Source organism: Pseudoalteromonas sp. BMB, from assembly GCF_001709235.1.
Classification (GTDB): domain Bacteria; phylum Pseudomonadota; class Gammaproteobacteria; order Enterobacterales; family Alteromonadaceae; genus Pseudoalteromonas; species Pseudoalteromonas maricaloris.
The window spans coordinates 75,273-98,901 of record NZ_MBQA01000067.1; the positions used below are offsets into that span (position 1 = coordinate 75,273).

Here is a 23,629-nt window from a genome sequence, read left to right on the forward strand (position 1 = left end):
TGCGATTATGAAAATGTTTAAAAAAATTACGTTAATAAGTGCGTTATTTAGCACAGGTTTAATAGCGCCGAGTCTCATTTCGGTCATACCAAATGTTAATTTGGCAACGGCTTATGCTGACTCAGAAACTAAAACCAAGCGTGTGCCCGCGCTACGCGAAAAAGTGTATAGTCAACTGGCCCGCGCGCAAAAACTTGCAGACGATGGGCAAGTTGCAGAAGGCCTCGCCGCATTAGATTCGGTGAAAGAACGCGTTTCGAGTATGAATAGCTACGAAGTGGCAATGATGTATAACTTCTATGGCTTTATTTATTACAACGAAAACAAGCTCGACAAAGCAATCGAATCTTTCAAAGCAGTTATTGCGGAAGAATCTATTCCTGAGTCCCTGCGTCTTTCTACGACATTTAGCTTGGCTCAATTGGCCATGGCAAACAATGATTTTGAAAGTACATTATCATTCCTTGATCAGTGGAAAGAAGTTAATACGCAGGCCCCAAAAAGCAACTTTTATATTTTAAAGGCGCAAGCACAATATCAACTAAAAAAATATAATGATGCGATAAACAACATAAATACTGCGATTGATTTAGTTGAAGCCGACGGTGAACTACCTAAAGAAAACTGGTTAGTTCTTCAACGTGCGATATATTACTCATTAAATCAGCCGAAAAAAGTAGCGGATGTTTTAGAGAAAATGGTTACTCTTTATGACAAACCACAATACTGGGTCCAGCTTGGTGGTATGTACGGTGAGATAGGTGCCGAGAAAAAACAGCTAGCAACATTTGAAACTGCGAAGCAAAGGGGCTTTATAAAATCAAAATCTGATTATATGCAACTTGCTCAAGTCTATTTAATGAACGCCTTGCCTTTTAAAGCAGCGGAAGCACTCGATAACGGAATAAAAGCAGGTGTCGTTGAAGACAGCGCCAAAAACCTAACTTTTATCGCAGAAGCTTTCGTTCAAGCAAGAGAAGATAAAAAGTCACTACCTTTCTTCCTAGCAGCAACTGAAAAAGTTGAACATGGTAATTTAGATCAGAGACTTGCAGAGATCTACTTAAATCTTGAAAAGTATGATGAAGCCGCAGATCACGCCCGACTTGCTCTCAATAAAGGCGATTTAACGTTTGAGTCTAACGCCTATGTTGCACTTGGAATGGCACAGTTTAACCTGCAAAACTTTGATGCTTCTATATTGGCATTCGAACAAGCTGAAAAGCACAAAAAATCAGCAAACCTCGCTAAACAATGGATTAAATATGTGAAGCGAGAAAAAGTTCATGCTGAAACATTAAAACAAGCTTTATTATAATATTTTATAATCGCAACACCAAAGCCGCCTTCGGGCGGTTTTTTTATTTTTAAAAGTTCCAATTTTTATTATGAAGATTTAATTACAATTATTTTGTGTAATCTTCGTGTAATAAAACCCCATTAATTTAGTCACATCATTTAAACACAGTAAAAAAATAATTTTTTAAAAGTCTACTATTGGAGTTAGCAATGGAACTAAAAAACCTCTTCAGAGTCTCTGCAATCGTCGCTGCTATGGCACTTACTGGTTGTGGTGGTGACATCGAAGTTACACCTACTGTAAACGATAACAGCACTAACAATTCAAACAATACGACAAACAATGGCGGTGAAACTCCAGATCCAGTTGTAGAAAACCCTTGTACAACTCGCGCTGTAGGAAGCACTGAAGTTCAAGGTACGTTCCAAGCACCACACTGTGTATACGGTACTGACTTTGCTTCTAAATCGCTAGAAGTACAAGCTGATGTGACATTCAAAAAGCTTGAGAATGGTGGCGCTCACGTATTTAAAGGTGCACTTTTAATCGGTAAAGATTGTAACACTTCAACAGGTTGTACAATCGAGGCGAACGGCCCAACACTAACTGTAGAGCCAGGTGCAGTAATGGCATTCACTTCTGGTGAGTCAGTGGTTCGTATCGCGCGTGGTGCGAAAATCAACGCAGTTGGTACTGCAGCTGAGCCAATTCGTTTCACTTCAGCAGCAGAATTTGACGCATTTAACCTAGCAGGTATCGGTCCACAGTTTGCTGACTGGGGTGGTATCATGGTTAACGGTTTTGGTATCACAAACGAATGTACTGATGCAGAGCGTGATGGAGACCTTTGTAATGCAGATTCTGAAGGTGTAACAAGCTACTATGGCGGTAAAAACAACGCAGATAGCAGCGGTCAAATCAAATATGCACACATTTGGTATGCAGGTTCTGGTCCTCGTGATGGCGGCCCTGGGGACGACTTAAACTCACTAACACTGAATGCTGTGGGTTCTGGTTCAAGCTTCGAATTCCTTCACATTCACCAAGGTTTTGACGATGGTATCGAATTCTTCGGTGGTGCTGCAAACATCAAAAATATCGTAGTAACAGATACTCAAGATGATGGTATCGACGTTGATGCGGGCTGGCAGGGTAAAGGTCAGTTCATTATTGTTAAACACGGTACGATTCAAACAAAGCGTGACGTTACTTATGCTGATGATAACGGCGACGCGGTACTAATCCCTGCAGGCACAGAAGGCTTCATGGGTAACAACGGTTTTGAAACCGATGGTGAAAAAGCAGCAGGCCCTGATTATAGCCAAGCGCCAGCATCTACGCTTAATTTCGCAAACGTAACTGTGATAACGACTGATGGTAACTCTATCCGTGATGATGACGAATCACAAGGCATGAAGTTTGACGATGCAATCCGTGGTATGTATTACAACGCGTTAGTAGTTAAATCATCAGCTTCGAATGGCACTGAATGTCTTGAATTCAAAGACCCAGACGCAGCGGCAAACGCTGAAGCCGATACGCTTAACTATGTAAGCTCTGTACTTGCTTGTGCAGCAAACTTTAAAAATGGTTCTGACCCATTACCTGCAGGTGAAGGTAAAGAAGACTGGTTTGTTAACGCAGGTTCTAACCAAATTCTAAACGGTGCAGCTGACGTACTTGCAGCAGACGGCTTCTCAACAAATTCAAGCTCTACCGCTATCACTGTTGAAGCAAACGACCTAAGCAGCCTAAATGATAACTTCTTCACGACTGTTGATTACATTGGTGCGGTATCTGATAAAGATACATCTTCTGAATGGTATCAGTGGGTTAAGAAAGCAATTGAGGCTTCAAACGCTGACTAATTATCCGTAATGACCTTAGTTATTACAATTAAGGCGCAGTCATTGCGCCTTTTTTATGATTTTTTGGCAGGATTGCATATGGATACTCAAATGAAATTTAAAAAAGTTGCTTTAGCCATCAGTACGGCACTCACAGTCGCAACTTCTCTACCAAGCGTTGCAGAAGAAGAACAGGCAATCGAAGAAGTTGTTGCGGTAGGTACTCGTTTGCAAGGTAGTGCTGCAGCGGTAATTGAAGAACGTAAAAACCAAGCCTTCGTTGCGGATATCTTAGGCGCAGAGCAGCTATCTAGAACGGGTGATAGTGATGCAGCATCCGCGCTACGCCGTGTTACCGGTCTTACGTTAGTTGACGGCAAGTTTATCTATGTTCGTGGCCTAGGTGAGCGTTACTCAAGTGCTCGCCTGAATGGTGCCGCAGTACCGAGCCCAGACTTAACCCGAAACGTTATTCCACTCGATATTTTTCCAGCAAGCATTATTGAAAGTCTAGCGGTACAAAAAGCTTATTCTCCGTCAATGCCAGCTGCATTCGGTGGTGGTAACATAGATATCCGTACTAAGTCTGTACCATCGGAGTTCACCGCAGGTATTGAGGTAGGTATTGGCCAAAACTTTAATTCTGATAAAGGCTTTACCTACAGCGGAACCACGGAAGGTATACCTCAAGTACTACAAGATGCAGTTGTAAGATATCGTGGTAACTTTGACATCGGTGAAGTTGTAGACAAAAACGGTTTCAAGGATAAAGACGGGCTAACACGTGCGGATCAAGCAATTGACGTGATCAAAGGTTTTGTGTCATCACTTCCTCGCGATATTCAAGTCAAAGAAGAGTCCCTAGATCCAAACTTTGATGTAAAAGCCAACATTGGCAATAGTTTCCAAGAAGATTGGTTAGGCGGCACGGTAGGCTTTATGCTTGCGGGTTCCTATGACAACGATTGGAATTATAGCGACCGCACGACGGGCGTTATTGACGACACATTAGCTGAAAACTGTACTTCAAAACTAGAAACCGCAGAAGACACAGCCAATTCCTGTTATGTGACACTTAAAGAATCTAAAGTAACGACTGAGACTGAACGCCTAAATGGTGTATTCAATATCGGTTACCGCTTAGATCAGCATAGCATTACTTATTCTAAGATTTATCTCGAAGATAACGAGACCGAATCAGAGTTTTCCGTGTTACAAAGTCCTAACGGCAGTACCGTTAGAACAATCGCAGGAACGGGCGCTGCACAGCGTTCACATCAGTTTGATTACGAAGAGCGCACGTTGGATATCGACCAAGTGATTGGTCAACACACGTTCCTCGATTACTGGGGGATAGGCTTTGACTGGCAGTATACAGAGTCAAAAGCGCAAACCGATATTCCAACAGAAATCGACTTTAAGTTTATTGATAACTATAACGAAGACGGTTCTTATAAAAACTCTATCGTTACCGGTGATGATAACCGTATAACGTACGCCTATACAGACATGGAAGACAACGTAAAGTCTTACAGCGGCAATGTTACCTTACCGTTAACCTTCGAGGGTATAGAAATTACCCTTAAAGGTGGTTACGACTTTATGGATAGAGCGCGTGTTTACAATACCAGCAACTTCGTTGTAAATAACAAAAGTGGCATATCCATCCCAGTAAACTTTGATGAATCTGAGATCTATGGATTATCGGGTTATCTTGACGATGAGTTTTTGAACAACAACACTTTCTTGTTGACCTTCAACGAACCTCAGGCACCAGCGGCAGACGATTATATCGCGGCTCAAAAGATTGATGCGGGCTATGGTGAGTTTGATATCTTCTTCAACAATACTTGGCGTATTAGTGGTGGTATTCGTTACGAAGACTTTAAACAAGTGTCACTTGCAACATCGAGTCTAATCTTCGACCGCGTAACGATGGAAACGATTTACGACGAGGAGCGTATTTTAGCCGGTACTGTTAACGAAGATAACTTCTTTAACGCACTATCGCTAACGTATCTTTCAGACGGTAACTATCAAGTACGTTTTGGTTATGGTGAAACCACGGTACGTCCAGACTTACGTGAGTTAGTACCGGTTGCCTACTATGATCCATTAACCGATATCCGCACCTTCGGTGTAGCTGGCCTTAAAAGTAGCGACCTGAAAAACTATGACGCGCGCTTTGAATACTATATGGATAATGGCGATAACTTCTCAGTTGCGGCATTCTATAAAGATATTACAGCGCCAATAGAAACTATCTTGCGCGTTGGTGATGAAGACTATACAGCAACCTTCGTAAACGGTGAGGAAGGTGAAGTATACGGTATTGAAGCCGAATGGTTATACGACTTATCGGGCCTTGCAAGTGGCTTCTTTACGTCAGGTAACATCACCCTGAGTGATTCTGAAGTATCGATAGATCCTGCTCGTGCTGGTAACTTAACCAACCCAACGAAGCGTATGACGGGTCACTCAGAGTATGTAGTTAATATGCAATTAAACTATGACTCTGCTGATGGTCAACACAGTGGTTCATTAGTGTATAACGTTTTTGGTGAGCGTATTTTGGCTTCAGGGATCGGCGGTAGAGATGATGCATATGAGCAACCATTCCACTCACTTGACCTAGTATATACTTGGTATCCCGACTTTAACTCTAAAGTTAAATTTAAAGTCAAGAACTTGCTAAATGAAGATCAAGAAGTAACTCAATCTGACGTAGTGGTTCGACAAAAAGATGTCGGTACCTCTGTTAGCCTGAGCTACAGCTACGAGTTCTAAAGAACAACTAAGCTTTAACCAAAGCCAAGGTCAGCCTTGGCTTTTTTGATCTTTATCAATCTTCGAGATATTTTTTCCCACTAATTCATTATTTCATGGACTAAGTTCTGTAACTTTGTGTATAGTTGGTCTATATATAAAAATATATCCAAATACTTCAGTAGGTTACTAGGTTGTTAATATACTTGTCATATTTAACCAGTAACATTATTTAAGAGCTTTAAAAACAAAACCATAGCTCGTTTCGTACCGAGTTCTTGTTGACGCAAATGCGTTTAATTAGGACAACCTTTACATGTTGTATCCAAACCCCGCCATGCGGGGTTTTTTATTTATTAAATTCCTAATTTCTAGCTAGTCCACCGCGTCTTCTTTTGCTATGGTAGCCATCTAGACATACGACTCACGCAATGATCCGTATAATCAAGAATTAAGGCACATAACATGAAAAAAGTAGGACTCGTCGGCTGGCGTGGAATGGTTGGCTCCGTGCTAATGGAGCGTATGCAGCAAGAAAATGACTTCGATGTCATTGATCCACACTTCTTTACTACCTCACAAGCAGGTCAACTCGGCCCCGTTGTTAAAGGCGGTGGTGAGCCAAAGCCGCTTCAAGACGCAAGCGATATTCAATCGCTTAGCGAAATGGATATTATCATCTCCTGCCAAGGCGGAGATTATACCAAATCTGTATATCCTTCATTGCGTGAACAGGGCTGGGAAGGCTATTGGATAGATGCAGCCTCAGCACTGAGAATGGAAAAAGACAGTATTATTGTGCTTGACCCTGTCAACAAAGATGTCATTCAACAAGGTCTTGAACAAGGTGTAAAAACCTTTGTCGGTGGTAATTGCACGGTTTCTCTTATGCTACTTGCGCTTGGTGGTTTATTCGAGCAAGACTTAATAGAGTGGGTGAGCCCAATGACCTATCAAGCGGCGTCAGGTGCAGGCGCAAGAAATATGCGTGAACTCATCACTCAAATGGGTGAGATCCACAGCTCGGTTAAAGCACAACTTGACGACCCAAGTTCAGCCATCTTAGAAATCGATAAGCTAGTGGCAGAAAAAATCAAAGATGAATCTTTACCACAAGATCAATTTGGTGTGCCGTTAGCCGGCAGCTTAATTCCATGGATTGACGTTCCAATGCCGTCTGGTCAAAGTAAAGAAGAGTGGAAAGCACAAGTAGAAGCAAACAAAATCCTTGGCTCGTCAAAGCAGCCTATTCCTATCGACGGATTGTGTGTACGAATTGGCGCGATGCGCTGTCATTCACAAGCACTCACCATCAAGTTACGAGAAAATCGAAGCGTCGAAGAAATAGAGGAAATTCTAGCGGCACATAATGAATGGGTTCGCGTCATTCCAAATGAGCGTGATATTACGGCAAAAGAGCTAACTCCGGTAAATGTTACTGGCACACTGAGTATTCCTGTAGGCAGGATAAGAAAGCTCACAATGGGTGAAAAATATATCAGTGCATTTACTGTTGGTGATCAACTTTTATGGGGGGCGGCAGAGCCACTTCGTAGAATGTTAAGGATCATTACAGGTTAATTTCTAAAGGCGCCGTTGGCGCCTTTTGTTTTTTTAATCGATGACTTTTGTAAGACCGATTAAGGCATTTTCACTCTCACCATCGTGGCATCGAGTATCACCGCTATCTCTATTTTCAATAACTAAGCGATATACAGTGCGGTATTTTTCACCTTCACGGATAGCATCTAAAACCGGAGCCAAAAGGTAGTGCTGTTCTGGATAGATAACAACAGGCTCAAGGTCGAAACCAGACTCTCGCTCAAACCTTACTTCATAACGATTGTCACCTTTTGAGTAAAGGTCGTACACGATCCCTTTACACGTAAATACAACCGCATATGACTTCAATGAGATAAGCGCAAGGCTCACTAACATTAGTTTGATAAATCCTTTCATACATTCCTCTATTTAATTTTGACGCCAATACCATTATTAGCAACAAGAAGGTAGCAACACTGCATTACCATTTGTTTTCAGAAAAATTACTTCAAGTAACATTTATCATATCCTTACTGCCTCAAAACGCTAATTCAATTACGATGTTTGTTACAAAATATCTCACCTTAATTTTGTTGGACTATAGTTACCTTGATTAAACAATAATCTACGCTCGCGCTACGGAGAGACGAATGGGTATTTTGAAAAGATTTTCGATTATGCAGCTCACGATGATAAGTTCTTTCTCGCTGCTTGCATTTTTACTATTTTTAGTTGGCAAAAACGTTTTGAATAACTGGAGACAGTACAATGCGGCCGATCAAAATATCAACTATGTCGTTTTGCTCGACGCCATTGAGAAAGTAGCGCATCATCATGCGGTAGAGCGCGGCTTAACGGCTGGGTTCCTTGGTAATCCAAGTAGTGATAACAAACGAAAGGTCGACGCGCAACGTGAAATTGCCGACCAAACAATATCAACGCTTAAGAGTATTCACTCTTCACTGTTTCTTAAAGATAAAAATGTGCAAAAATGGTTACCTTATATTTTTGAAGTGGAAGCCAATAAGAACCGCGTAAGAGGTGAGGTCGACAGGAAAAATGGCAGTAATGCTTTTGCTTACTACAGCAAACTTAATCAAGTTTCATTAAACACAGCAGCAAAAATTCAAGCCTACGTATCAGATAGAACCTTATCTTCTGAACTTTCTATTGCTTTCCTTATTGCCCAAAGTAAAGAGCGCCTTGGACAGATCCGTGGCAAAGTGAATGGTGTGCTTGCGAAAAAAGCAATGTCAGACACCCTCAAAGACGATATCAAGTACTATCGCCAACAGCTAGAGATGTCATTACATCAATTAGAAACCGCACTCGAAGGTACAGGCCAAAGCAACGTACAAACTATTTTATCTTCAAGCGAGGCAAAAGCATTCAATCAAATTCTTGATACTCTTGAAAGCCAAGGGCAAGTTGACTTTAGTCGCTTACCTTCAAGTGCCGAGTGGTTTTCAGCGGCGACAAGTCTAATAGGTAAGTTCAAGACCAAACTCGATTCAGTGTGGGAAATGACAATTAAAGATAGCCAAAAGCACAAATCAGATATCGCATTTGAAAGTATCTTAATGTTTGTGCTTTTTGTCGTCGTTCTCAGCTTTATCGCGCTCGTCAACTTTCACCTGATTCGCTCGTTACGCTCGGAGCTTTCACAATTAACGAGTATATTAAAACGCGTAGCTGAAGAGGGCGACTTAACTTTAGATATGCGCTTAAACACGCGCGATGAGCTTGGGCAAATCTCCGAGTCAATTTACAATACGATTTATGCGTTTAAAGACCTAATGGTTGGCTTAGCTAAGTCGGTACAAGTAGGTACAAGGCTTGGCGAAAAAATGCATTTAGCAGCCTCTAACGTCAATGAGGATGCACAAAAAACCCAAGGCATGGCATCTTCCATTGCGGTTGCAATAGAAGAAATGGCCGCAACCAGCCAAGAAATTGCAAAACTCGCGCAAGATACACTGGATGCCAGCGACCAACTTAACATCGAATCACAACAGTTACTTGCAGACAACCAAAAGAACTTAGACACTATGAAAACCCTCTCGACGAGTATGAACGCCGTCGACGAGATGGCCGCGAGTATGGAAAAGCAGGTATCTGAAATAAACACTATCTTGGATTCAATTCGCAGTGTTGCCGAACAAACTAACCTGCTAGCACTCAATGCCGCAATTGAAGCAGCCCGTGCAGGTGAGCATGGCCGCGGCTTTGCTGTTGTAGCCGACGAAGTGCGAGGACTTGCAAACAACAGTAAACAATCTTCAGAGCAAATTTCCACGCTGTTACTTAGCCTGTCAGAGATAAGCCAAAGCGTTGTTAAATCAATCAGAGAAAACACACTGCTCACACAAAATACCATGAACGAAGTAGAAGAAACGCGAAAAGTATCCCTCAGAGTAAACGAACACAGTTCGCATGTTGAAAAACTCACGACTTCGGTTGCCACAGCAGCTTGCGAACAGTCTGAAGTGGCCGCCGATATATCACAAAATACCGCTGCTGTACTTGACGCTGCAAACCATGAATTAGATACATCGAAAGCGTTAAATGAATTGTTTAAAGATATGAAACTAAACAGCGATACGCTACAACGTACAATGGATATATTTAAAATTGATAAGAGCTAGCACCATATGAATATTCGAGAGTTGACAGAGGAAGACTATCCGAGAATTTTTGAGATCTATTCGAAATCTAAGCTGGATGAGCTTCGTTTTGAGAAGAAGACATTTAAGCTCTTACCTCTAGAAAATGATGAAAAGAGACTATCAGCGCTAAAGGAATCAAAGATATACGTTTTTGATGATGGGAGTATTCTTGGGTTTGGAGCAATATTTGGGTCAGAGATTAGGGCACTATTTGTTTGCCCTAGTGCTAGAGGAAACGGAATCGGAAGAAAAATACTTGAATTCCTTTTGTCACAAATATGCGGCAGGGCGAACCTTTTTGTCGCCAAGACAAATGAGCCTGCAAAGGAGTTATACAAGGCATACGGATTCGAAGTGTCTGATGAATTTCTCACTGAATATAATGGCGAGTCAGTGTATGCGAATGAAATGGTTCGTATAAAAGGGCAGTACTAGCAAGACGAAGTTATATGAACTTCAGATAGCTCGAACGTGTACTTTGGCGTTTTTATCTGCCAAAGAATACCTGAGCCTATAGCTGTAATTTCATTCAGCCGTTAACGGGAATTGGTGACGCCTACCACCATTTGCATCAATGCTGGGGGACTTTTGAAAGTGCAAATTATTGGTGTAAATATTTGCTCTGTTTTTTGCGTGATTACCAAGAGATACTGACGGTATAAGTATCAGCTAATTTTTACCAGCGCATAAATGAGCTTACGATCAGTATTACTTATTAGGTTTAGAATTCACCTGCCAGACAGCTATAAGAGGACGGTGACGGTTTCAGCATTACAAGGTATATTAGTGCTAATAACCTATGATACTCTAATAGAGAGCGGAAAATATGAAAACTTTAATCTACGTCGTAGGGTTAGCATTATTCTCATTTTTCACTGACTTTTCTTCTTCATCAGGGTTTGAAGGGATCTTTAGTCCCATTTTATCAGGCCTATTGCTAATCTTGTTGGTTGGTAAAGTTACTTCTTCCTTTGGAGGCTCTGGCAACTATACGGGCAGAACGAATGGTGATGGCGGAGGCTTTTTCGGCAATTCAGGAGGGGATGGTGGCTGCAATGGTGGAGATGGCGGAAGTTGTTAATGCCAGCAATCATATATGACTACCAGCCAAGGAATTCATGTATAAGCTTTTTATTAATCGAAATACGGGCATAAAATCGCAACTTCAACTTAGGTGTTTTTCACTCAAAAAAATTAAGAAATGGACAGAGAGGCAGAAAAGAATCAATGTTTAAGTTCACTATTCTTTTTGTTCCCGAAATAGTGAATAAGCATAGTATTCCACTGCTTAAGACTTAACAAGAGGTTGTGTTTTTAGCAAAGTCATTTTGGTAGGTTAGCGGGAAGGATTGATAGGCTATCTGGAGCGGTGACATTTTGCGATTGTAATAATGAGTTTCAGCGTCTAACTCTAGAACAACTAAAACCCATCACATAAAACAATAAACTAAACCTTATCCAAGCCAATATTGACCAAAAAGTTGAGGTAGTTCAGCCTTTAACTGTTTTGGTTTATTTTTAAACTTTTTGCCTTGCGGCGGAAAGTTCACGACACTGTGATATGGGAGTTCGTCTTGATTTTTTTCTTCAAAAAGCAACCCTGCAACTAAATCTAATTCGTCAATAAACGGGTAGGGCAGGTCGTCTTTATTCGGAATAGCAAACTTATTAGCTAATTCGTCTGGTTCCGCAGTGAGTACGCTTACCGCTTCAGGGCCGCGACTGATAATCCAATTACAAAAATCTAAGAAGTCATATTCGCTATTACAGCCTGCAATCACGTAGGCCACTTTCCAGTTATCCCAATGCCACAGTGCTCTTAGTTCTTTGGTATATAATGCATCGAACTGAGCAATTTCTTCTGAACTTAGCGGTGATAAACGCGTTTTTAAATATTCATTATCGTTTGAATGATCGGGGGCGGTGACAAGCTGCCAGAAGCGTTCGAGTTCCATGTGCATAATCTAACTTGATAAAAACGAAATTATAACCAGTAACCTAATGAGAGTAAATCGAAGCTGCCATGCAAAATAGCTGAAGCGGGTTGTACGTAATACTACGTGCTTACCCGCGTAAAAAGATAACAGTGACAGCTAAAAGGTAAGTAGTTTTAACCTTTCAGCGCTTTGTCACCTCGGCCAATACCTACCGCGCCAGAGCGCACAAGTTCAATAATGTCGCTTTCGTGACGTAATAGATCCAAGAAAGACTCAAGACGGTCGGCTGAGCTTACCATCTGTAATATATAACTTTGCTTGCCCATATCTATAATACTGGCTTGAAACACCTCAGCAACACGATTGATAGCAGCTCGTGTTACTTCATCTCTGGCATAGACTTTTACCAGTAGCAGCTCTCTTTCAATGTGCTGCATATCAGTTAGATCAATAACCTTAAGCACATCCACCAACTTATTAACTTGCTTGGTGATTTGTTCAACAATGCGGTCATCGCCTTGGGTCGTGATGGTAATACGAGATAGCGTTTTGTCTGCGGTTGTACCCACTGTTAAGCTGTCAATGTTGTACGCACGTTGAGAAAATAAACCCACAATACGAGAAAGGGAGCCAGGTTCATTCTCTAATAAAATCGATAGTATTCTTCTCATTATGCTTTTACTCCTTTTTTCAACCACATCTCGTCTATCGCACCTTGCTTAATTTGCATTGGATACACATGCTCAGACTCATCAACCAAAATATCTAAAAATACAAGTCGGTCTTTAATCGACATTGCTTTTTCCAGCGCCGCATCAAGTTGCTCAGGCTTATCAACCCGAATACCGATATGACCATAACTCTCGGCAAGCGCAACAAAATCAGGCAGTGACTCCATATAAGAGCTCGCGTGACGTCCCTCATACATCATGTCTTGCCATTGGCGTACCATACCAAGCGAGCGGTTGTTTAACGAGATGACCTTGACAGCAAGGCCGTATTGCAAACAGGTTGAAAGTTCCTGAATATTCATTTGGATAGAGCCATCCCCAGTTACGCACAATACTTCACTTTGCGGAAATGCCATTTTTACGCCCATCGCAGCGGGTAAACCAAATCCCATGGTGCCAAGGCCGCCTGAATTGATCCATTGACGAGGTGATTTGAACGGATAGTACTGCGCTGCAAACATCTGGTGTTGTCCTACATCCGAGCAAACATACGCGTCACCACTGGTCATTTGGTATAGCTTTTCGATAACCGTTTGCGGTTTGATTTTTTCTACACCCGCAGTAAACGACAAGCATTTCTGAGCACGCCATGTGGTAATTGCTTGCCACCAATCTTCTTGTGCAGCGCGGTCGATGCGCTTCTCGCTTTTTTCGATACCGCGTAGCAATTGCTCCATCACTGTATCTAAGCAGCCCACAACTGGAATATGCGCTTGAATGGTCTTAGAAATTGAAGTTGGATCGACATCAACGTGAACAATTTTGGCATCCGGACAAAACTTCTTAACGTTATTGGTCACACGGTCATCAAAACGCGCCCCTAACGCTAAGATAACATCGGCATTTGCCATTGCCTTATTCGCTTCAAGACTTCCGTGCATCCCTAACATGCCAATAAAGTTAGGGTGTGTGCCACTGATCCCGCCAAGACCCATTAGGGTATTGGTGATAGGCGCGTTTAATTTCTCAACCAGCTCAGTTAGTTTTTCCGAGGTATTCGAAAGAATAATGCCGCCGCCAGAATAGATAACCAAACGCTTCGCTTCAATAATGGCTTCAACCGCTTTGCGGATCTGCTTGGAATGCCCCTTTACACTCGGGTTGTAAGTTCGCATATCAATCTGTTCAGGCATCTGATAATAGAATTTAAGCGCAGGGTTCAAAATATCTTTTGGCAGCTCAACCACAACCGGTCCCGGTCTACCAGAGTTGGCTAGATAAAATGCTTTAGCTAATACTTCTGGGATTTTTGTCGCATCGCGGCAGTTAAAACTGTGTTTAACGATAGGGCGAGAGCAACCAACAATATCCGTCTCTTGAAACGCATCATCGCCGATTAGGTTTGAAGGTACTTGCCCTGAGAGTACAACCATTGGGATTGAATCCATATAAGCGGTCGCGATCCCTGTAATGCAGTTAGTGGCACCAGGGCCACTGGTCGCAAGGACGACACCGACGTCTCCCGTTGCTCTGGCATAACCGTCTGCCATGTGGGTTGCTGCTTGCTCATGTCTAACCAAGATATGCTCAATATCTGATTGCTGAAACAAGGCATCATAAAGATCAAGAACCGATCCGCCGGGATAACCAAATATGTATTTTACTTTTAATGCGCTCAATGCTTTTACTACTAGCTCGGAGCCGTTGTATTGCTCTGCCATTACCTCATTCCTCGTTGACTGTGCGTGCCTGTTATATTTCTAAAATCAAAAAAAAACCCCGCTGGTTGCGGGGTTTGAGTATTTCTTTCAAGTAATAGCTCCCCGCTGAACTCTATGAAGAGACCAGTACCACCACGAGAACGATTAGTTGAAAGAAATTAGTCATTATTTTGCCTTTAAGTTGATTTCAAAGTTAGCCTACACAGTATTAGATATAAATTCCACCTTTCCACCTTTCAATTGTTGAAATATTACATTTCAATTTAAAATTCACCACCAATTAGATTTTTTATTTAGTAGCACTTATACGGGAACAAAGCGATAAAAATGCTAAACTTAAAGCTCAATTGTACTGGGGTCTCTTAGATGAATATTTTTAAACTAAGCATATTGTCATCGGTCACGCTGCTATCAAGTGCTGCGTCAGCGCAGGTGCTCTACAAAGATCAGGTTATCTACTGGCAGGAGAAAAAGCTCGGCCGGACACTGAGTGAATACGAGCGGAAAATTGCAATTGAGCAATTCACCAAAACAAAGCCCATTGCCAGCCAAATAAAAACACCGTATGCAATTAAAAATGTGCACCTTGGCAATACTAAGTTAGGCAAACAATTTGCGGTGGGCACGGCGCAAACACTTAATGAAGCGAAAATTCTTGCTATTCTGGTTGATTTCCCGGATTTGCCTAACGACCAAAACCGACTAAACCCGGGTGATACGGATATGTACTACCCAAGCTATCCCGCGTCTCACTACCAATCACTATTGTACTCAGATAGCGGCTATAACGGGCCTAACAACGAATCGTTGCAATCCGCTACCCAGTTTTATCAAGCGGCCTCAGGCGGCAGCTTTAAGGTATCTGGCAATGCATTTGGCTGGGTAAGAGCCGCTCAAAATGCAGCCTACTATGGTGAACAAGAAGGCGATACCCGAGACTTACGACCGGAAGAGTTGGTATTCGAAGCTGTAAGCAAAGCTGTGACCCAATTTAATATCGACTTATCTGAGTACGATAAAACAGATTTGAACGACATAGATGGTGATGGCAACCGCCTTGAGCCTGACGGCATTATCGACCATGTCATGTTATTTCACTCAAGTATTGGTCAAGAAGCGGGCGGCGGCGTATTAGATACGGACGCAATTTGGTCACATCGCTTCTTCGTATTTGACGAAAACAACCAACCTAAGGCAATTCCAGATACCAACTACAAGGTTTATAACTACACCATTAATCCGATTGATGCTGCAATCGGTGTGGTTGTCCACGAGTTTGGTCATGACCTCGGATTACCGGACGAATACGATTTAAATTCCAATGACATAGGTGAACCCGTTGCGCTTTGGTCAGTCATGTCTTCAGGCAGTTACTTAGGTCAATTAAGTGGCTCGCAGCCCACCCAGTTCTCCCCTAAAAGCCTTGAGTTTTTGCAACAAAATTATGCAGGAAATTGGTTAACCCAAACCGAGTACACGTTTGATGATTTGAGCACAGAACAAACGGTAACACTCACAGATATTGGGGTGAACAATGGTACTACGAATCAAATAAAGATAAATTTGCCTGCGGAACTAGAGGAATTTGTAACGCCACTTGATGGAAATTATCACTATTACTCCGGACAAGACGACAAACTCAATAACCAAGCAAGTTTTACCGTAAGCTTACCTAACGCAAGCCAAATTTCATTATCCATGCTTGCAAATTATAGTATCGAGCTTAACTACGATATTTTCCAAGTGGCGGTAAATGGACAGCCAATTGCAGGCAATACCACAAAATCAAATCATCCAAATTATGCCAGTGTCACTAATTACATGGATGGCGAGTCGTCTGCTTTTGGGGCTAACCCAATTACGCTAGATTTTGATATATCAGCGTACCGAGGACAAACTGTCACCGTAACATTCGTTTATCAAACTGACGATTTTGAAACACTTAAAGGGGTATTACTAGATAATATCTCAGTGACAGCGGATGGTACGCAAATTTATACCAATACCGCAGAGCCAACAAACGACTTAGTCTACAACGGTTTTCGTAAAATCTCGGGCTACAGAGCTAAGCCTAGTAACGCTTACTATGCGCATTTACGCTCATTTAGAGGGTTAGATGCTGGTTTGTCTTTGTCTGGTTATAATTCTGGTGTGTTGATGTGGTACAGCAACGATGGGCAAAGCAATAATTCTACTTCGTTACACCCCGGTTCTGGCGATATGTTGGTGATTGACCAAGACCAAAACCCAATTTTCAAAGCCGACGGTACGACACCTGCAACGAGTATTATTCAGGTCAAAGATGCAACACTGCGTTTAGATACTCAAAAAGCAGGTCTTGGCGATCAACATCTCACGCCAATCAGTACGTTTGATGATACTCAGGATTACACTTTCTCCATCCAAAAAGAGTCAGGTGTTAGTTTGCCTGGTTTTGGTGTTCAACTTAGATTGAATACCATAGAAGAAGATGCAAGCAGTGCGCAAGTCGGTGTAATTTATCTCAGCGACCCTAAAATCACTCAAGTACAATCTCAAAACACCGTTAAGTTTAATGTCAAAGGCTTAGCATTAAACGAATCAGATAGTTTTTTGTGGAGCTTTGGTGATGGTCAAACAAGTAACGCGCTTTCACCTGTTCACAGCTATCAAGATATTGGCAACTATACGGTAATGTTCACACGAACCAAAGCTGACGGGAGCAGTTCAGCGTTAAGTTCAAATGTCAGCGTTGGCAACGTCGAGCCAATCTCGCTTGCAGTCGGTGATATCAAAGCGACCGCAGTAGGACAAGGCTTTATCTTCAATGCCGAAATCATCGGTGGCACAGCGCCTTATGCGCTTGAGTGGAACTTTGGTGATGGGACAACAGCAACATCAAACTCAGTTGAACATATCTATGAGCTAAGCGGCACCTACACAGTAACGCTTAATGTGAAAGACGCCGAAGGTGAAACGGTGACTAAATCGACCTCAGTGACCGTTGTAGTACCACTAAGCATTGAAGCCACAGCGACCACATCTGACTTACAGGCAAGCTTTGTCGCAACTGCTGCTGGTGGTGATGGTAACTATCAAGCAAGTTGGGATTTCGGTGATGGCACACAAGGTTCTGATTTGACTACAACGCATAGTTACACTCAAGCGGGTACATATAATGTCGTGTTAACGCTATCGGATGGTGCAGATCAAAGCGCGAAAGGCACTGTTGAGATCACAGTGATGGCACCAACAACAACGCCGACGGACTCTGGTGATAGCGGATCGTCTGGCGGCAGTATCGGATGGTTTGCGTTAATCGGTGGAATGCTAGTGGGATTAAGAAGAAGGTGGTGCTAACGCACCACCCAAGAATTAAATTGAGCGTTAAGAATTAAAGGCGCTCAATTACCGCCTGTGTGAAATCGGTAGTGCCGTGGCTACCACCAAGATCGCGCGTTGTACGGTCACCGCTCTTGATAACGTCAGCTACTGCACTGCGGATTTTTTCCGCTTTATCAGCTTCGCCTAAGTACTCAAGCATTTGAATTGAAGCTAGAATAACAGAAGTTGGGTTTGCAAGGTTTTTGCCTGCGATATCTGGTGCGCTACCGTGAACCGCTTCAAAGATTGCAGCATCAGTACCAATGTTTGCACCTGGTGCCATACCAAGACCACCAACAAGACCCGCACAAAGATCAGAAAGGATATCACCGAAAAGGTTTGTTGTGACGATCACATCAAACTCTTCAGGCGTCATTACAAGTTTCATACAAGTCGCATCAACGATCATTTCTGCTGATTCAATTTCAGGGTAACGCTCACCCACTTCACGAGCAACTTTAAGGAATAGACCCGAAGTTGATTTTAGGATGTTCGCTTTGTGAACCGCTGTTACTTTCTTACGACCTTCACGCTGTGCTAACTCATAAGCGAAAGTTACGATCTTTTCGGCACCTTCGCGAGTGATCTTTGACATTGCTTCCGCTTCGTTACCATCTTCAGAAACAACTTGACCAAGACCTGAGTACATACCTTGCGTGTTTTCACGTACGGTAATGATATCAATATCATCGTAACGTGCTTTAGTACCTTCAAATGACTTAACTGGACGAACGTTTGCGTAAAGGCCAAAATGCTTACGCAATGTCACGTTGATTGAAGTGAAACCTTCGCCAACAGGTGTAGTTAATGGGCCCTTAAGCGTGATTTTGTTACGCTCAATTGCTTCTAGCGTTGCAGCTGGAAGTAATTCACCTGTTTTTTCTAAAGCAGCCAAACCTGCGTCTACGTACTCGTATTCATAGTCGCAACCTACGGCTTTTAAGATCTCGATTGCTGAATCGATGATGCTAGGGCCAATGCCGTCGCCACGGATAACTGTGATGGTTTGCTGTGCCATGTTTTTTCCTTTATCAAAAGTTGGAATACACCCGAGAAGAATTGCAGACTAAGTTTAGTAGAAATTAACAAAGGTGTACGTTCGCTTGTTTAAGCCGCGTTTTATAGCAATTAATTAGGTCTTATTCCAGTATGGAATGAAAAAATGACATACATATGATTTATGCTTGTTATTGATAGTATTTATAGAATAAATATCAGGCAATAGATGAGTAAAATCCGGCCTCTAGTAGCGCTACATCAAACTTTTGTGCGGTAACAAAACGACTTTCAGCTAATACGTCATCGACTATTTGTTTTTGCCATGCAGTTAACACAAAGTTGGGGGATATCACTTTAAGTGCAATCAGTTTGATAAAAATGAACAGTTTACACTGCGTATTGGTCTGAGATTTTTTTAACGTTTCGCTATCTAACATTGCCTTATGAAGAATGCTTTTTTCAAAGTACTGCTGATTAAAGTCTAGGTATTTATCTTTTGCTATTGCGCGGATCCCAAATAGGTTAGCAATGGATACTAGTTCTTCTGAATACTCACGAGAATGGAGTGCAGTGGCATGTTGGATCTCTACCCCTTGTTTAGTCACTAAAAATACAATAACCGCTGCAAATGGCGACAGTAAACGCTCAAATTGTTCACCATAACTTTCCCCAACATATAAGGCGATAATTTGACTAATTACGCCATATTTATGCACGATATCTTCTGTGAAAGGAAGCTTATGATTGGCTATGATCTGCTCAAGCAATACTCGCTGCGCCAGTAATCCAGCTGCATCAAGTCCTACCATGGCGAGAGAATGCCTAACCGATGCGGCTTTTAGATTTTCACGGTTATACTGCTTTGCTGCGATCTGCAATGCACTTGACACCGAATCGAACTCGCAAATCAGCTTTTCAAGTGCACGAATACTTTGAAATTGACTGTGAGATAAGGCTTTTACTGTTTCTAGTAGATGTAAATGTTCAGAACCGAATGGAAGTGCTGCCGGTTCAGCAGCTCGGTCCCAGATATTGTAAAGTAGCTTTGCATCTGTCGTTGCAGTTAAACCACAGTGAAACTGGAATTTACGGTTGGCCTTCGCCAGCTTTTTGGTTTGCCCTTGTTCGACAACAGCAATTATCTTTTCACTATTGCTTTGTATCACCAAAAAGCCCACTTCGCCTTTAATCTCGCACAGCAACCCCGCAGGATGTTTAACAAATGCTCCTGCAATTGCACTCAGCACTTTTAATGAAAAAGCATAACTAAGCTTGCTATAAAGAAGCTTAATCGCTCTGTCTAAAGCCACGCAATTTTGCTTGTGTGTTGGCGTTATTAAGCTTGCTAATCGGTGAGCGATTGCCACAATCAAAGAAGCATGGTCATTAAAGCGCTGAGGGGTAGAAGCCACTAGCTTGCTGTCATAGTTTGAAAGGCGAGATAAAATTCGCAAACATTGCAAGTTAGGTGTTTGCCCATCACTCAGTATTTGTACGGCCAATTGATGACGAACTTTCCAAAGCTTATCTTGCTGTGCGTCTAACTTATTACCTGCTGCGAGTTGATCGCTTTCTCTAGCCACGCATAAATAGTCAGCAAAGCTTGCAAGCAATAGTTCTTCGGTCACTGCACGAGAAAACTTTAAGTGATGACAAGCCATACAAACCAACACATTTTGATTCATGACCAGATTAGTGTTGTAACCCAAATTTTGTGAATACAGTCCAAGCTGCCCATGCATGCTACTAGGCGAGGACTCATAACAGCCCATATAAAGCTGTGCAAGTTTAACTAGGGTAGGGTAGATAGAAGACCACTTCTCTTTGTGATAATAAAGACGTAATACTTTGTGTGTACCTTGGGCTATCGCGAACAGCGTTTTACTAGTAACTATCCTTGCATCCATCTATCTTTACCAATTTTATTAAGTAAACGCTCTATTTTAAAACGGTAAAATAGCTTTCTTAGCAAGGCAAAAACATTGCTATTTAGTTGTTCTAAATGAGGCGTTGTTAACGAAGCTATTATGGTATTTTACCCTTCAAATTGGTTGAAAGATTAATTTAATTGGTATCACACTTTATCAAATGTGACCCGAGCACCAGGTCCCCAAAGCTTTAATATGCCATTTTCAAACAATAATCCGGTGCATTCATCTTCCGTAGTAATACCATCTGGTTTTACAAGCTGAGTGCGATAAAACACAATTTGTACAATCGTATTGTCTTGTTTCTTCTTTACATACGTTAGATCCGGGCTACCCAAGGTATCTAACACAGTGTCTAACTCAGTCGGCTTCTCAAGGCTAAGATTACGAATGAAACGATTGTTAAACGCTTCTCGGTCCTGCCAAATCATCGCTTGCGGGTCATCTTTATAATAATTGATCACGAGAAACACCACAGTAACGTAAACCGCAAGGCCAAGAAATATGTACTGTAGTATTTTCCTAATCATCTAACTGCTCAATAAAGAATGGGTAAAACAGACCTTGTATCTGCAAAAACTGAGATACGCTTGTATGCAATATATCAAAGTCATCTACATTCGCCTAGCGCTTAGCGACGATGTAATACATTGCCAATCAAAAGTCCCTTCAAACCACTCGTATATCCTTCAAACTAAAGCCAATTTCAATATCTCTTCTTAGTGTCACTAGTGCAAGGCTGGTAACATAGTCGCTTGCTCCGGCCTCTAATTTTGCTTTTGCAGCAGGCTTTAAGGTCTCATCTTTTAGCATACTTTCAAAGTCGTCATGTTTTGCGAGTAGCTCTTGCGCCGTCTTGACCCCAACCCCTGTAACACCAAGGATATCGTTCGTCTTGTCGCCGCTTAATGCCCAAAACATTTCGAGCTTGCTTTGGGTAACAGAAAATCGACTTTTGATATCTTCAATAGAAATTATCGACTTTTTGAAATAGTCGTACACAGAGATAGCTTCATTTATCAGGGGTAAGAAGCCTTTATCAGTCGATACTATCGTACAGTTAACATTGGCGGCAGCGGCTTTACAGGCAAGGGTCGCGATAACATCGTCAGCTTCATCATGTTCGGGATTAAATGATTTAACACCGACATTTGTGAACGCTTCTGAAAACTTATCGAGATTCTGATTTAGGAATTCGGGCATTGGTTGACGGCTTATTTTATATTTTGGGTAGAAGTGATAACGCCAACTCTTATCACCATCAAAGACTGCAACGGCGTGTGTCGCCCCCGTTTTACGTAACAAGCTACGAGTAGCTTGCTCTACACGAAGACAAGAGGCCTTTATATGGGCCTCTTGTTCTTTATTACCTTTTGGTTCGTTAACAGCATAGATGCGCCTGATAAGGTTAAGCGCATCTATTAACAACAAATTATTCATTCACTCTAAGCTTTAATTTTATAACACGGTATATATTTGCTCCCAGGTAGCTTCATTCGCCCCTGAGCCACAAATGCACCCAGCAGCTTATCCATATCGGCCATCAGTGATTTATCACCACTTAGTTCATACGGACCATGCTGTTTAATTGCTGTAATACCTTCATCTTTCACATTACCGGCAACAATACCAGAAAAAGCACGTCTTAAGTTAGCGGCCAGTAATTGTTTTGGTTGCTCTAGGTGTAAGTCTAAGCCCGACATATTTTCATGGGTTGGTGCAAATGGATGCTGAAAATCATTTTCAATCTTTAATGTCCAATTAAAGTAATAGGCATCACCTTCGGACTTACGATACTCGCGCACCGTTGCCATCGATTGTTTGAGCTTTTTGGCTACCAGCTCTGGATTGTCTACGATAATCTCAAACTTAGACAGAGCTTCTTTCCCGAGTGTTTTTTCAACAAAGGCACTGAGTTCTTCAAAATATGCAGCTGACTCTTTAGGGCCAGTTAAAATCACAGGTAAACATTGCTTTTCGTTTTCTGGATGTAACAAAATACCCAGTAAATAAAGCAGCTCTTCAGCTGTTCCAGCACCGCCTGGGAAAATAATGATGCCATGCGCAATGCGTACAAACGCTTCTAGACGTTTTTCGATATCAGGCAAAATCACTAACTCATTAACAATAGGGTTAGGCGGCTCAGCGGCAATAATACTGGGTTCGGTAAGGCCTAAATAACGGTTATTCGAGATCCGTTGCTTAGCATGACCAATTGTCGCTCCTTTCATCGGGCCTTTCATTGCGCCTGGTCCACAACCAGTACAAATGTTTAGGCCGCGAAGGCCAAGTTGATAACCCACTTCCTTGGTGTATTTGTATTCAACTTCATTGATTGAATGACCGCCCCAACAGACAATCATGTTAGGGTCTTTATTCACTTCAAGCGCATCAGCGTTGCGCAGCATGTCAAAAACCATATGGGTGATTTCTACCGGCGATTTATTTTCACCGTGGTATTTTTGACAAATAAAAAGTATGTCGCGGATCACAGAGAATATGTGCTCATGGATACCGGTAATTATTTGACCATCGACAAAAGCTGACTCGGGGGGGTTGCTTAACGCAATTTTTATTCCTCGCTCGCGTGCGAGTAGCTGGATATCAAAATCTTCGTATTTGTTATAGATTTCAGAACTGGAATCAGTATGACTTCCTACATTCAACACCGCCAATGCACAATTTCTAAAAAGCCTGTATCTCTCACTTGTGGTTGACTGCTGAAGTAAATCGACTTCCAATCTTGATAATAAGTTAAGAACCCCAGTTGGGTTTAGCTCTACTTGCATAGGCTTACTCCTTGTTTGTAATGCACAGCGAATTGGTATAACTGAGCAAAGCGGGGACGAGTATAATGTTTCGCCACTCTGCTTTTGCCAAAGTTAACTC

17 protein-coding genes are annotated in these 23,629 nt (G+C 42.0%); 8 read left to right on the top strand and 9 right to left on the bottom strand.

All coding sequences use genetic code 11. The annotated features are described in order from the left end of the window. The first annotated feature begins 7 nt into the window (after positions 1-7). From BB427_RS05345 to asd, 4 genes are all read left to right on the top strand, one after another. Complete coding sequence (locus BB427_RS05345; RefSeq protein ID WP_069019192.1) at positions 8-1,318, top strand: tetratricopeptide repeat protein; 1,311 nt, start codon at positions 8-10, stop codon at positions 1,316-1,318. A gap of 191 nt (positions 1,319-1,509) precedes the next feature. After that, on the top strand, positions 1,510-3,168 hold the full coding sequence (locus BB427_RS05350; RefSeq protein WP_045990111.1) for a hypothetical protein: 1,659 nt from the start codon (positions 1,510-1,512) through the stop codon (positions 3,166-3,168). A 78-nt stretch (positions 3,169-3,246) separates the two neighbouring features. Beyond that, entirely contained in the window at positions 3,247-5,934 is a 2,688-nt protein-coding gene (locus tag BB427_RS05355; RefSeq protein ID WP_069019689.1) for a TonB-dependent receptor domain-containing protein, read from the top strand. Positions 5,935-6,378: 444 nt separating this feature from the next. Continuing rightward, positions 6,379-7,494, top strand: coding sequence for an aspartate-semialdehyde dehydrogenase (gene asd / locus BB427_RS05360; RefSeq protein WP_069019193.1), 1,116 nt, complete (start codon positions 6,379-6,381; stop codon positions 7,492-7,494). 33 nt (positions 7,495-7,527) lie between these two features. Here asd and BB427_RS05365 read toward each other — a convergent pair whose 3' ends face one another. Further along, a complete protein-coding gene (locus tag BB427_RS05365) occupies positions 7,528-7,872 on the bottom strand; it encodes a hypothetical protein (protein WP_010378719.1) in 345 nt (114 codons plus the stop codon). A gap of 233 nt (positions 7,873-8,105) precedes the next feature. On the opposite strand from BB427_RS05365, the gene BB427_RS05370 reads away from it, so the two are divergent. From BB427_RS05370 to BB427_RS24395, 3 genes are all read left to right on the top strand, one after another. Further along, a complete protein-coding gene (locus tag BB427_RS05370) occupies positions 8,106-10,100 on the top strand; it encodes a methyl-accepting chemotaxis protein (protein WP_069019194.1) in 1,995 nt (664 codons plus the stop codon). Positions 10,101-10,106: 6 nt separating this feature from the next. Beyond that, positions 10,107-10,556 (top strand): GNAT family N-acetyltransferase, encoded by a 450-nt coding sequence (locus BB427_RS05375; protein WP_069019195.1) that lies wholly within the window; start codon positions 10,107-10,109, stop codon positions 10,554-10,556. A 391-nt stretch (positions 10,557-10,947) separates the two neighbouring features. After that, the gene (locus BB427_RS24395) at positions 10,948-11,202 is read left to right on the top strand and encodes a hypothetical protein (protein ID WP_069019196.1); all 255 of its coding nucleotides are present in this window, start codon (positions 10,948-10,950) and stop codon (positions 11,200-11,202) included. 373 nt (positions 11,203-11,575) lie between these two features. On the opposite strand, the gene BB427_RS05385 is transcribed toward BB427_RS24395, so the two are convergent. The 3 genes from BB427_RS05385 to BB427_RS05395 form a co-directional block, all read right to left on the bottom strand. Then, positions 11,576-12,076 (bottom strand): DUF4240 domain-containing protein, encoded by a 501-nt coding sequence (locus BB427_RS05385; protein ID WP_010377109.1) that lies wholly within the window; start codon positions 12,074-12,076, stop codon positions 11,576-11,578. A gap of 155 nt (positions 12,077-12,231) precedes the next feature. Then, complete coding sequence (ilvN, locus tag BB427_RS05390; RefSeq protein ID WP_010377111.1) at positions 12,232-12,729, bottom strand: acetolactate synthase small subunit; 498 nt, start codon at positions 12,727-12,729, stop codon at positions 12,232-12,234. Further along, positions 12,729-14,450, bottom strand: a complete 1,722-nt coding sequence (locus BB427_RS05395) for an acetolactate synthase 3 large subunit (protein WP_069019197.1) — start codon at positions 14,448-14,450, stop codon at positions 12,729-12,731. Before BB427_RS05395 ends, ilvN begins: the two co-directional genes overlap by 1 nt. 366 nt (positions 14,451-14,816) lie before the next feature. On the opposite strand from BB427_RS05395, the gene BB427_RS05400 reads away from it, so the two are divergent. Next, positions 14,817-17,789, top strand: coding sequence for an immune inhibitor A domain-containing protein (locus BB427_RS05400; RefSeq protein ID WP_069019198.1), 2,973 nt, complete (start codon positions 14,817-14,819; stop codon positions 17,787-17,789). Positions 17,790-17,823: 34 nt separating this feature from the next. Here the strand turns inward: BB427_RS05400 and BB427_RS05405 are convergent, their stop codons facing one another. The 5 genes from BB427_RS05405 to ppnN all read right to left on the bottom strand — a co-directional run bounded on the left by BB427_RS05405 (position 17,824) and on the right by ppnN (position 23,529). Next, complete coding sequence (locus BB427_RS05405) at positions 17,824-18,831, bottom strand: isocitrate dehydrogenase (RefSeq protein WP_010377116.1); 1,008 nt, start codon at positions 18,829-18,831, stop codon at positions 17,824-17,826. Positions 18,832-19,027: 196 nt separating this feature from the next. Next, positions 19,028-20,719, bottom strand: coding sequence for a hypothetical protein (locus BB427_RS05410; RefSeq protein ID WP_069019199.1), 1,692 nt, complete (start codon positions 20,717-20,719; stop codon positions 19,028-19,030). Positions 20,720-20,886: 167 nt separating this feature from the next. Further along, positions 20,887-21,270, bottom strand: coding sequence for a DUF3192 domain-containing protein (locus BB427_RS05415; protein WP_010377120.1), 384 nt, complete (start codon positions 21,268-21,270; stop codon positions 20,887-20,889). A gap of 139 nt (positions 21,271-21,409) precedes the next feature. Beyond that, positions 21,410-22,180 carry a flap endonuclease Xni gene (xni, locus tag BB427_RS05420; protein WP_069019200.1) on the bottom strand — a complete coding sequence of 257 codons (771 nt, stop codon included), beginning with the start codon at positions 22,178-22,180 and terminating at the stop codon, positions 21,410-21,412. A 5-nt stretch (positions 22,181-22,185) separates the two neighbouring features. Continuing rightward, positions 22,186-23,529 (bottom strand): nucleotide 5'-monophosphate nucleosidase PpnN, encoded by a 1,344-nt coding sequence (ppnN, locus tag BB427_RS05425; protein ID WP_039495285.1) that lies wholly within the window; start codon positions 23,527-23,529, stop codon positions 22,186-22,188. Between the last annotated feature and the right edge of the window lie 100 nt (positions 23,530-23,629).